The sequence below is a fragment of the Roseovarius salis genome (genome assembly GCF_044472985.1).
Lineage (GTDB): Bacteria > Pseudomonadota > Alphaproteobacteria > Rhodobacterales > Rhodobacteraceae > Roseovarius > Roseovarius salis.
In genome coordinates, this window is the sequence record NZ_JBISDG010000025.1 from 40,532 (window position 1) to 50,951 (window position 10,420).

The window sequence follows — 10,420 nt, forward strand, 5'->3', positions numbered from 1 at the left end:
CAGCTAAAGCGATCGCGCGCCGAAGTGCAAGCGGACGGACCGCGCGCCCGAAACCCCGGCTGGCCGGGCGGCGCCGGTATCGCGCCCGTGCGGCGGCGCCTGTCAGCCCAGCTCGGCCAGCCGGGCCAGCGCGGCGCGCAGCTTGGTTTCCTCCTCCTCGCGGGCGCGCAGGTTTTCGCGGGCCTCCTCGACCACGTCCTCGGGCGCGCTTTCCACGAACTTGGGGTTGTTCAGCCGACCGCGCAGGCTGCCCAGCTCCTTCTCGAGCTTGCCGAGTGTCTTTTCGAGCCGCGCCTGTTCCTCGGCCACGTCGATCACGTCGGCCAGGGGCAGGCCGAAATTGCCACCTTCCACCGCCACGGTGATGCAGCCCTTGGGCAGCGTCTCGGCACGGGTCAGGCTGTCGATACGGGCCAGCCGCTTGATCATCATCTCGTTTCGTTCCCAGGCACGCTGGCCGGCCTCGTCGAGTTCGGTCACCAAAACGGGGATGTCCAGCCCCGCCGGCACGTGCACCTGTGCCCGCGCGGACCGGATCGACTCGATCAGCGCGATGACCCAGTTCATCTCGCGGTCGGCCGCCTCGTCGATCAACTCGTCGCCGTAGGCGGGCCAGTCGGCGTGGATGAGCATCTTGTCGCGCTCGCCCAGGGTGCCCCAGAGCTCCTCGGTGATGAAGGGCATGATGGGATGCAGCAGGATCAGGCATTGGTCGATCACCCACGCCATCGTCACCTGCGTTTCGGTGCGGGTGCCCTCGTCCCCGTCCATCAGGAGCGGCTTGGAGAACTCCACGTACCAGTCACAGACCTTGCCCCAGACGAAGGCGTAGAGCGCGTTGGCCGCGTCATTGAACCGGAACTGCTCCAGCGCGGTGTCGACGGTCTGGCGCACCCGCGCGGTCTCGCCGACGATCCAGCGGTTCACGGTCGCCTCCGGCTGCGGCACGGTGCCCGACGAGCCCGTGGCGCCGTTCATCTCGGCAAAGCGGGCGGCGTTCCACAGCTTTGTCCCGAAATTGCGGTAGCCGGCGATGCGTTGCGGGCTGAGCTTGAGGTCGCGGCCCATGGCGGCCATCGCCGTGAGCGTGAAGCGCACCGCGTCGGCCCCGTACTCCTCGATCAGCTCGATGGGGTCGAGCACGTTGCCCAGAGACTTCGACATCTTCTTGCCCTTCTCGTCGCGGACGAGGGCATGGACGTAGACATGGGAAAACGGCTTCTGCCCGACCACGGCGTACTGCATCATCATCATCCGCGCGACCCAGAAGAAGATGATGTCGAACCCGGTCACCAACACGCTGGTGGGGAAGTATTTTTCCAGCTCCTTGGTGTCCTCGGGCCATCCCAGCGTGCCGATGGGCCAGAGCCCGGAGGAGAACCACGTGTCGAGCACGTCCTCATCCTGCGTCAAGGGCTTCCCGCCGGCCTGTGCCTGCGCCTCTTGCTCCGTCGCGGCGCAGTACTGGTTGCCGTCCGCGTCGTACCACACCGGGATCTGGTGGCCCCACCAGAGCTGGCGGGAAATGCACCACGGCTCGATGTTCTCAAGCCAGTGGAAGTAGACCTTGCGGTCCTGCTCGGGCATGATGTTGACCTCGCCCGAGCGGACGGCGTCGATCGCCGGGCCGACGATCTTTTTCGTGTCCACGAACCACTGGTCGGTCAGCATGGGCTCGATCACGACCTTCGAGCGGTCGCCGAAAGGCTGCATGATCGGCTTGTTTTCCACGAAAGGCACGGTCTCGCCCTGGTCATTCTCGCTCATCACGGCGAGCCCTTCACCGGTGATCTGGTCGACGACCCTCTTGCGCGCCTCGAAACGGTCCAGCCCGCGCAGGTCGTCGGGCACGAGGTTCAGAGCATCGACCTCCTCGATGGTGAAATCCGCGCCGTTGGCGATTTCCTGCGCGCGGGCGGCGCAGGTGGCGTAATCCGGGCCGTCGTCGCGCATGTGGGCCTTGGTGTCCATAAGGCGATACATCGGGATGCCGCCGCGCTTGGCCACCTCGTAGTCGTTGAAGTCGTGCGCGCCGGTGATCTTGACCGCCCCCGAGCCGAAATCAGGGTCGGGGTAGTCGTCGGTTATGATCGGGATCATGCGGCGGTGCTCTTTCGGGCCGACCGGGATCTCGCAGAGCTTGCCGACGATCGGGGCATAGCGTTCGTCCGAGGGGTGCACCGCCACCGCGCCGTCGCCCAGCATCGTCTCGGGGCGGGTGGTGGCGATCGAGATATAGTCGCGCTCTTCCTCCAGCACGACATTGCCGTCGTCGTCGCGCTCGACATAGGTATATGTCTCGCCGCCCGCGAGCGGGTACTTGAAGCGCCACATCGCCCCGGGCGTCTCGACGTTCTCCACCTCGAGGTCCGAGATGGCGGTCTCGAAATGCGGATCCCAGTTGACCAGCCGCTTGCCGCGGTAGATCTGGCCCTTGTGGTACATGTCCACGAACACCTTGATGACGGCGTCGTGGAAATTGCCATCCTCGCCCTCGGGCGCGCCGGGGGCGCCGGACATGGTGAAGGCGTTGCGCGACCAGTCGCAGGAGGCGCCGAGACGCTTGAGCTGGTTGATGATCTGGCCACCCGAATGGGTTTTCCATTCCCAGACTTTTGCGAGGAACGCCTCCCGCGTGAAATCGGTCCGCTTGAGACCCTGTTCGCCGAGCTGGCGTTCGACGACCATCTGGGTCGCGATGCCCGCGTGGTCCTGACCGGGCTGCCAGAGCGTGTCGAAGCCGCGCATGCGGTGCCATCGGATCAGGATGTCTTGAAGGGTGTTGTTGAAGGCGTGCCCCATGTGCAGGCTGCCCGTCACGTTGGGCGGCGGGATCATGATGCAGAAGGGGTCCGCGCCCTCGCGCGCGTTCGCGCCGGCCTCGAAGGCGCCGGCGCTCTCCCATGCCTCGTAGATGCGGCCCTCGGCCTCGGCCGCGTTGAATGTCTTGTCCATCGCCATCTGTCGCGGTCCCCGCAGTCTCGCCTGTCCTCGATCGGGCCTCGAATAGCGAATGTCCGGGCGAAGGAAAAGCCGTTTAGGGGCTTTGCCCCCGGTGCGCCGCGCCGGGCGGCGTCGGGCTTAAACCCCTGCAAGGGCCGTGCTACAAGCTGCCAATGACTGCAGACATGCAAAATGCGCCGGTGCAGATCGCGCGCCACAGGTTCAAGCTGCGGGTGTGGATCACCTCGCGGCTCTGGGCGCAGGTGATCGCGGGCATGGTGCTGGGGTTCGGTCTCGGCCTCGTCCTGAGCCCGACGGCGGGGCTGGTGGCGCCCGCAACCGCCGAGGTGATCGGTCTCTGGCTGGCGCTGCCCGGCCAGATTTTCCTTGCGTTGATCGCCATGGTTCTGGTGCCGCTGATATTCTCGTCGATCGTTGGCGGGCTGGCCGGCGCCGGGTCGGGTGAGGCTCTGCGCGCGGTCGGTCTGAGGCTTGCGGCGTTCATCCTGCTGACCAGCACGTCGGCGGCAGCGCTCGGGGTGGCGCTGGCCCTGTGGCTGCACCCCGGCGCCGGGATCGCCGCCTTGTCCGAACCGCCGCCGCTGCCCACGCGCGCGGCGCCACCGGCGCCGGACATTGCGGACGGGAACGGGTTGACCGAACCGTCCGCGCTGCCTGACCTGATCGTGAACGTGCTGCCGGCCAATCCCACCGCCTCGATCGTGAAGGGAGACATGCTCGCGGTCGTGGTGCTGGCGCTGCTGGTGGGCATATCCGTCACGCAGGTCCAGAACGACCGTGCCGCCCCGTTTCTTGCGCTGATGGACGCGCTGCTGTCGATTTCCATGAACATCGTCAAATGGGCGATGTTCCTTGCCCCTTACGCCGTGTTCGGCCTGATGGCCCAGCTGGTGATGCGCACGGGGGTGGAGACGATGATCGGCATTTCCGGCTATGTCGGGGTTGTGCTGCTGGGGCTGGCGGCGCTTTTGTGTCTCTACCTTGCTTTGGCGCTGGTTCTCGCCCGCGTGAGCCCGCGCCGCTTTTTCGAGGCGGCCGGCGGCAATCTCTTGCTCGCCTTCTCGACCTCCAGTTCCTCGGCGGTGATGCCGGTCACGATCCAGACGGCGCGCCAGCTGGGCGTGCCGGAAAGCACCGCCAACCTGGTGGTGCCGCTCGGGGCGACGATGAACATGGCGGGCACCGCGCTCTACCAGGCGGTGGCGATCCTGTTTCTGGCCCAGCTTGCGGGGGCGGAGCTCGCACCCGTGCAGATCGCGCTTGTCGTCGGTACGCTGGTGGCCTCCAGCATCGGCGCGCCGGGCACGCCGGGCGTCAGCATCGCCATCCTGATCAATGTCGCCACCGGCATGGGTATTCCTGTCGAGGGGATGGTCATCATCCTCGGCGTGGACCGTCTGCTCGACATGTGCCGGACGGCGGTGAACGTCACGGGCGATCTGGTCGCGGCGGTGCTGCTGCGTGCGGTCGGAGAGGCGGGCACCCCCGGTGACGGGGGCAGGCCCGCCTGACCGTCTATTCCCGGCGCTCCGCGGCCACGCCGGCGTCCGTCAGCGGCGCGCGCTCGCCCGGGCGGACGACCTCCGGATCATAGGGGGTGCGGGCGAATACCTCCTCGACCATGGGGGCGAAGAAGTCGAGCGGAAGATCGTCGTAATCGGGATCAAAGCTGGCCTGGTCCCAGCGCTCGCAGAACGTGGCGCAGTCGTCGAAATACGGGTGGCCGCGATAAGCCTCGCGTTTGTCGGGGTCCGCGCCGACATGGTGGCCGTAATAGGCCAGCTGGAAATCGCCATGTTTTTCCACCACCCACGTGCATTGCTCGCGCACGAAGGGCTTGAGGATCGTGGCGGCGTATTCGTCGTGGTTGTAGGGCGCGTAGATGTCGCCGATATCGTGCAGTAGCGCCGATACCACCCAGTCGGTATCCGCCCCGTCGCGCCAGGCCCGGGTGGCCGATTGCACCGAGTGGCCGAGCCGCGTGATCTGGTAGCCCGATAGGCTCTCGTCCAGCTCCACCAGCGCCTTCAGCAGCCGCTTGGCGGTGTGCCTTGTGTGATCGATCTCGTGGGCCGTGAGGAACTCGTAATCCTCTTTCGTGCCGTCCTTCATCTGGGTGAAGCTGACCTTGTCCATCATCCGTAGAAGCCTTTCGTGTCTGCCTTTGCGCCGTTCATGAGGGACGCTGATTGCGCCTGCCGGATTTCATCGTAGAGCGCGAGGCTCTCGGGCGCAAATGGCGTGCGCGGCGGGGTGAAATTGATGAAGTTGCCGGTGCGGTCGGCCCCGCGGGCGAGGATGGCGTAATCCTTCTCGGCGACCTGCTGCGCGATCTCGGGCGAGCAGAAGCGCACGGCCACCGCGATGCGGCGGTCATCGGAGCTGTTCGGCCCGGACCCGTGGATCATCAGCCCGTGATGGAGCGACACCTGGCCGGGTTGAAGGATCGCCGGCACGCGGTCTTCCTGTGCCACCTCGACGCGGATCTCCTGCCCGCGCGAAAGCAGGTTGTTCTCGTCGTCGGTGTCTTCGTGGGGCAGGATCGGGTTGCGGTGGCTGCCGCGCACGAAATCCATGCAGCCCGATTGGGGCGTGGCCGGCGAGAGCGCGATCCACGCGGTGACGAGGTTTTCCACCGCGCCGAACCCCCAATAGGTGAGGTCCTGGTGCATTGAGACGACCGATTTGGTGCCCGGCTCCTTGATGAAGAATTCGGTGGACCAGATGAGGATATCCGGCCCTAGGATGCCTTCGACCACGTCGAGCACGCGCGGGTCCGCGGCGACGCGGTGGGCCAGCGGGATCACCGCGTGGGCGTTGATGCGCTTGTAGGTGTTGAGCGGAAGCGGCAGGCCGTTGTCGAGCCATTCGGCCTCCAGCGCCTCCAGCTCGGCGCGCAGCCCCGCGGCCTCATCGGGCGGCATGATGTCGATGGGATGAAGATAGCCGTCTTCGCGGTAGCGGGCGACCTGATCTGCGGCCAGCCGGCCTTGCGAGAGGGGGATGGTGTCGGGCATGTCCCGGGTTCCTCTTCATGTATGTTTCGGGCACATTAACGCATGGGGCGCGGATCGCAGCACGGGGGTGCTGGACGCTGAGGCCAAGTTGAGCTTAGCCTTGCGGGCATCAGTGTTCCCGTCCCCTCTCTCAACTGGCTGCGCGTCTTCGAGGCGGCGGCGCGCTGCGAGAGCTTCGCCCGCGCTGCCGACGAACTCAACATGAGCGCTGCGGCGGTGAGCCAGCAGGTCCGCGCGCTGGAAGAGAGGGTGGGGTCCAAGCTCTTCATCCGCCGAGCCCACGCGGTGCGGCTTACCGAGGTGGGGCGGGCCTACCTTCCGGGTGTGCAGCAGGCGCTGCTGACGGTGCAGGCCGCGACCGAAGGGCTTTTTGGTCCGGCCCGCGCGCAACAGCTTTACGTGGAGTCCTCGCTCATCTTCGCGCACGGGGTGCTCGCGCCGCAGCTGGCCGCCTTCGAGGCCGCCGCGCCGCAGGTGGCGCTCATGCTCACCACCGCCAACGACATTACCGAGATCGTTCAGCGCTACGCCGATCTGCAAGTGATCTTCGGCAATCCGTTGAGCTTCGGTTCGGAGGGGGATTTCCTCTTGGGTGAAAGGCTTTACCCGGTGGCGCGGCCGGAGGTTGCGGCGGCGATCGAGGCCCCGCAGGACTTGCTCGCGCACCGGCTGATCGAGGTGACGACGCATCGCGCGGGCTGGGCCTACATGCTGGGTGAGCTGGGCGTGGCGCCGCGCGATGTGCGTCATGCCTATGCCGACAACACGCGCATGGCGATGGCGCTGGCCTCGGAGGGGATGGGCGTGGCGCTGGCGCGCGCGCCAGCCTCGGACAAGGCGATGCGCGAGGCGGGGCTCGTGGCCTGCCTGCCCGGTGTCGAGGTGGAGGGGCGCGAGGGGTATCATCTCGTCTATCCCGACCGCGCCAGCCTGCGCCCGCCCGCCACGGCCTTCCGTGGGTGGCTGATGGGGCTTTGCAAGCGGCTGTGAGAGCGCCCCTTGTCACGCCAGCGGCCCCGGCGTATACGCCCGCCCTGACCCGGTAAGGAGCCCCCGCCATGCATGGCAGCGCCAACCTCAACATAATGATCAAGGCGGCGCGCAAGGCCGGGCGGTCGCTGGTCAAGGATTTCCGCGAGGTGGAAAACCTGCAGGCCTCGATGAAAAGCGCGGGCGATTTCGTCAGCCGGGCCGATATCGCGGCGGAGAAGATCCTCAAGGACGAGCTGCGCGGCGCCCGCCCCAATTACGGCTGGCTGGCCGAGGAGGGCGGCGGCGAGGACGGCGAGGACCCCACGCGCCGCTGGCTGGTCGACCCGCTGGACGGGACGACGAACTTCCTGCACGGCCTGCCGCACTGGGCGGTCTCGATCGCTCTGGAGCACAAGGGGCAGGTCGTGGCGGGCGTGATCTTCGACGCGGCCAAGGACGAGCTGTTCGTGGCCGAGAAGGGCGAGGGCGCGTGGCTGAACGAGACGCGGCTGAGGGTATCCAAGCGGTCGCGTATGATCGAATCGGTCTTTGCCACGGGCGTTCCCTTCGGCGGGCGGTCCGACCTGCCTCAGACACTGCAGGATCTTGCCCGGCTCATGCCGGGCTGCGCCGGCGTGCGCCGGTGGGGATCTGCCGCGCTGGACATGGCCTACGTGGCGGCCGGCCGGTACGAGGGGTTCTGGGAACGGCGCCTGAACGCATGGGACCTTGCCGCCGGGCTGGTGATCGTGCGCGAGGCAGGCGGTCTGGCCGGGCCGGTCCGCGAGGGGGGCGACATCCTGGAGGATGGCGAGGTGATCTGCGCCAATGACCAGGTTTTCGACCGCTTCGCCGCCACGATCCGCGGCGCCTGACGGCACGCTCATCAAGCCCTTGCGGGCTTTCTTCGCGAAAAGGACCGCGGCGAGGCCCGATGAGCGCTAGCTGTCGGAGGGGTGGTTCACGCCGTCCGCCCACGGGATCGGCTCAAGTTCGGCGGGATTGATCCCCTCGATGCAACCGATGTTCACGCCGTATTCGTGCGGGTTGGACCGTCGCCTGTGATGGGTGTAGATTCCGCAGACGGAACAGAAGTAATGCCGCGCCGTCCCGGTGTTCCATTGATAGAGCAAGAGCCTGTCGGCACCCTTGACCACCTCTAGGCAGTTCAGCGGGACACTGATCGTTGCCGCCGCACGGCGCCGGCAGAAGCTGCAATCGCAGCGATGCGCGCCGGCCAGCCCGTCCGCGGGCATCTCGATACGCAACTCCACCGTCCCGCAGTGACAGGTTGCCCGTGTTGCATTCATTGTCTTTTCCTGACCCTTGGGACCTTCGTGCGCACGTAGCGGTAGTCTGCGTCAGGGTGCGGTGGGTGGCCGTGCGTCCTGCGCCAGAAGCGGGCACCGCCGTGCCGTAGCAGCAGCGGAAGGGTCAGTGCCGCCCCGACCACGAATCCGCCGGCATGCGCCCAGTAGGCCACGCCGCCCTGTGCCGCGTCCATGCCTGCGCCGCCGAACAGCTGGAAGGTGAACCAGAGCGCCAGCATGATCCAGGCCGGGATGGTGATGATCTGGATGAAGAATACGAAGATGACGAGGATATCCACGCGCGCCTTGGGAAAGAGCAGGAGATACCCGCCCATCACGCCGGCGATCGCGCCGGAGGCGCCCACCGTGGGCACCGACGAATACGGCGCGGCCAGAACATGCGCCAGCGCCGCGCCGATGCCGCAGGCGAGATAGAAGAGCAGGTAACCCAGGTGGCCCATCTCCTCTTCCATGTTGTCGCCGAAGATCCACAGGAACAGCATGTTGCCCGCAAGATGCATGATCCCGCCGTGCATGAACATCGAGCTGAGCATGTTGAAATACGTGCCCTCCCGCGTGACCAGGACCGGCACCATCGCCCAGTCCATGAAGAAGGCGTTGAGCGCGCGCGGGTCGTTGAACAGCGGCCAGTACGCGAGGAATATGCCGATATTGGCGGCCATCAGCGCGTAGGTCACGTAGGGCACGCGGCCCGACGGGTTGTGATCGCGGATCGGGATCATGCGCCATAGCTAGCGCGGTTGCCCGCCGTCGGAAAGCACAAGTTTTTCGCGGCCGGCGCGCGCGGTCGCGCGCACCGATCCTGTCAGGACATGCCGCCAAGCAATGCCGCGTTCCCGCCCGATGCGGTGGTATCGACGCAGACATGCCGTTCGTGACAGACATGGCCCTTGTCCGGTTGGCCGGTGACGAGCGGCAGGATCGGGCCATCGCGTTGCGCGAGCGCCTGCGCGTAGTTCCGGCCCGTCTCGGCATCGCCCCACCAGATCGCGCCCGACATTCCGTCGAGACGGCTCAGCAGGTCCGGCCCGACATGGCCGGTGGCCTCGACGGCCGCGCCGCCGAGGTCGCGCACCGCGTTCGCCTGCGCCTTGGCGGCCTCGGCCCCCGGGCCGAGGCAGAGCAGCGCCGGGCGGCGGTAGGTGCCCAGCCGGTTCGATTCGCCCGTGGGTCCGGGCAACACGATGTCGTCGAGCCGCATCTCCTGCCCGACATTAGCCCGCGCCAACGCCTTTGAGAGATCGCTTTCGCCCATTTCTTCGGACCATTCGCCGCCTTGCTCGGGCGTGCCCGGACGGGTGAACCGTGCAAGATAGTGGGGCCCGCCTGCCTTGGGGCCGGTGCCGGACAGCCCCTCGCCGCCGAAGGGCTGGCTGCCCACGATGGCGCCGATCTGGTTGCGGTTGACGTACATGTTGCCGACATGGACACGCTCGGTGACGTGTTGCACGCGGTCGTCGATGCGGGTCTGCAGGCCAAAGGTCAGGCCATAGCCCGTCCCGTTGATATCCTCGATCACGCGGTCGAGCTGGCCGGCCTTGTAGGTTGCAAGGTGCAGCACGGGGCCGAATATCTCGCGCTCCAGATCGTTGATGCCGTTCACCTTGATCAGGGTGGGCGCGATGAAAGTGCCGGCGTTGGGCGTCTTGAGCTCGTGGATCAGGCGGCCCTCGGCGCGGGCAGTCTGGATATGCGCGTCGATGCTCTGCTGCGCCTCGGCGTCGATGACCGGCCCGACATCGGTGTGCAGGTGCCATGGCTTGTCGAGCCTGAGGGCGTCCATCGCGCCGGTCAGCATTTCGATGAAGCTGTCGGCGATGTCCTCTTGCACGTAGAGGCAGCGCAGCGCCGAGCAGCGTTGCCCGGCCGACTGGAAGGCGGATTCCACGATCGCCTGCACGGCCTGCTCGGGCAGGGCCGTGGAATCCACGATCATCGCGTTCAGCCCGCCGGTTTCCGCGATGAGCGGCGCGCCGGGGGCGAGGTTGTCGGCCATGGCGGCGCGGATCTTGCGGGCGGTGTCGGTGCGGGCGAGGATCATCTGCCGGATGAAGTTCACGTGCTGCGGTCGGACCGGATGAGCGTGGTGCCGGGCGCGGATGGCTGGCCCGTGGCCTACGAGTACGCCGTCGGCGG

At 67.0% G+C, this 10,420-nt stretch carries 9 protein-coding genes; 3 read left to right on the forward strand and 6 right to left on the reverse strand.

What is annotated here, in order from left to right:
• Nucleotides 1–102 precede the first annotated feature (102 nt).
• Nucleotides 103–2,961, reverse strand: a complete 2,859-nt coding sequence (locus tag ACH13J_RS11800) for a valine--tRNA ligase (protein WP_397543537.1) — start codon at nucleotides 2,959–2,961, stop codon at nucleotides 103–105.
• Between the two features lie 167 nt (nucleotides 2,962–3,128).
• On the opposite strand from ACH13J_RS11800, the gene ACH13J_RS11805 reads away from it, so the two are divergent.
• Nucleotides 3,129–4,475: a cation:dicarboxylate symporter family transporter gene (locus ACH13J_RS11805; RefSeq protein ID WP_397543538.1), complete on the forward strand. Its 1,347-nt coding sequence runs from the start codon at nucleotides 3,129–3,131 to the stop codon at nucleotides 4,473–4,475.
• A gap of 4 nt (nucleotides 4,476–4,479) precedes the next feature.
• Here the strand turns inward: ACH13J_RS11805 and ACH13J_RS11810 are convergent, their stop codons facing one another.
• Together ACH13J_RS11810 and ACH13J_RS11815 are read right to left on the reverse strand one after the other, a co-directional pair.
• Nucleotides 4,480–5,100, reverse strand: coding sequence for an HD domain-containing protein (locus tag ACH13J_RS11810; RefSeq protein ID WP_397543544.1), 621 nt, complete (start codon nucleotides 5,098–5,100; stop codon nucleotides 4,480–4,482).
• Entirely contained in the window at nucleotides 5,100–5,981 is an 882-nt protein-coding gene (locus tag ACH13J_RS11815) for a phytanoyl-CoA dioxygenase family protein (protein ID WP_397543539.1), read from the reverse strand. Before ACH13J_RS11815 ends, ACH13J_RS11810 begins: the two co-directional genes overlap by 1 nt.
• A gap of 138 nt (nucleotides 5,982–6,119) precedes the next feature.
• On the opposite strand from ACH13J_RS11815, the gene ACH13J_RS11820 reads away from it, so the two are divergent.
• Together ACH13J_RS11820 and ACH13J_RS11825 are read left to right on the forward strand one after the other, a co-directional pair.
• Nucleotides 6,120–6,971 (forward strand): LysR substrate-binding domain-containing protein, encoded by an 852-nt coding sequence (locus tag ACH13J_RS11820; protein ID WP_397543545.1) that lies wholly within the window; start codon nucleotides 6,120–6,122, stop codon nucleotides 6,969–6,971.
• Nucleotides 6,972–7,039: 68 nt separating this feature from the next.
• Nucleotides 7,040–7,828: an inositol monophosphatase family protein gene (locus tag ACH13J_RS11825; protein WP_397543540.1), complete on the forward strand. Its 789-nt coding sequence runs from the start codon at nucleotides 7,040–7,042 to the stop codon at nucleotides 7,826–7,828.
• Nucleotides 7,829–7,894: 66 nt separating this feature from the next.
• Here the strand turns inward: ACH13J_RS11825 and ACH13J_RS11830 are convergent, their stop codons facing one another.
• From ACH13J_RS11830 to ACH13J_RS11840, 3 genes are all read right to left on the reverse strand, one after another.
• Nucleotides 7,895–8,263: a GFA family protein gene (locus tag ACH13J_RS11830; protein WP_397543541.1), complete on the reverse strand. Its 369-nt coding sequence runs from the start codon at nucleotides 8,261–8,263 to the stop codon at nucleotides 7,895–7,897.
• A complete protein-coding gene (locus tag ACH13J_RS11835; RefSeq protein WP_397543542.1) occupies nucleotides 8,260–9,006 on the reverse strand; it encodes a rhomboid family intramembrane serine protease in 747 nt (248 codons plus the stop codon). The genes ACH13J_RS11830 and ACH13J_RS11835 overlap by 4 nt, the downstream gene beginning before the upstream one ends.
• An 83-nt stretch (nucleotides 9,007–9,089) precedes the next feature.
• On the reverse strand, nucleotides 9,090–10,420 hold a 1,331-nt coding region (locus ACH13J_RS11840; protein WP_397543543.1), incomplete at its 5' end, for an aldehyde dehydrogenase family protein.